The sequence below is a fragment of the Synechococcus lacustris str. Tous genome (assembly GCF_003011125.1).
Classification (GTDB): Bacteria; Cyanobacteriota; Cyanobacteriia; order PCC-6307; family Cyanobiaceae; genus Synechococcus_D; species Synechococcus_D lacustris.
This window is the reverse complement of the sequence record NZ_PXVC01000223.1, coordinates 1-1,029: the sequence shown is the minus strand read 5'-3', so window position 1 is coordinate 1,029 and position 1,029 is coordinate 1. Positions and strand designations below refer to the sequence as shown.

1 protein-coding gene is annotated in these 1,029 nt (G+C 37.3%); it reads right to left on the bottom strand.

All coding sequences use genetic code 11. The features are described 5' to 3' along the window. Positions 1–1,029 (bottom strand): glycosyltransferase family 2 protein (locus C7K08_RS14485; protein WP_133165330.1); only part of this gene is annotated, 1,029 nt, incomplete at both ends.

The window sequence follows — 1,029 nt, the reverse complement described above, 5'->3', positions numbered from 1 at the left end:
AATCCACGCCTTGTGGCTGCCTGACGGAGAACCTGTAAATACTTTGTTCCTTGAAAAGTTTGGTACCAAATATCCTTAAATGCTGCTAGATCTGCGGTACTAACCTCATTTATTGCGCGAACTATATTAAGATGAGACACTTTGAGTTTCGAATTTAGCAACATAGATTCAATGCCACACATATTGTTAAAATTATCCAATGATTTATGATACGCGCGAATAGAATTAGCTGGCAATAGTGCATCCATATCTTCCTTGGTTAGTAATTTGTATGGGGGGGCAATGCCTTGCTCGACATTTCGATTATATCCCCAGCGATTATTCTTAAAGGGATTTGCGTTTGATTGTGCACTGGTAGACTTAAAGTTCCGATATGCATATTCAAGTTCAGATCTTTGGTATCTATGCATTATTACGCCCAATCCGGAAGCGTTATCATTTAAAATACCCGTGCAATCTATACGTTCAGGCAGCTCATATTTGTCATTTGTTATATTCACATTATATTTACCCATATGGGAGTTTCTGCAGATGGGAAGCGAATTATCTGCTGTAGTCAAGATTGGTGCATKACAACGTAATAGTTGAACTTTGGCTGAGTATGCAACTATACTTTTGACATGTGGATCAAGAACTGCCGAATAATCTCCTGCCAAGGGCGGCGAAAACTCTCTTCCACCAAAACAATTGACCCAATGAAATGAAAATACATCAAAAGATTCATTGAGCTGGATGAAATCAGATACTTGAGCTGGGAAGGGCGGGGTTACCCAAAATTCATCTATATCAACAACTAAACAATATGAGGACATTGAATTACCCTTTGCTATATTCCATAATTTTTCATAGGACTTGGCTTKCAGATCTTGTGATTGAAATTCATCTACGTTTATTATCTTAAGCTGAGGACAATAATTTGAAATTTCTTTTAGTATTAATTGCGTTGAGTCGCTGCTGTTGTTTAAGCCAATATAGATATTTGAAAATCCTAGGTAAAGATAATGGTGCACAAAGTCTGCTATATATGGT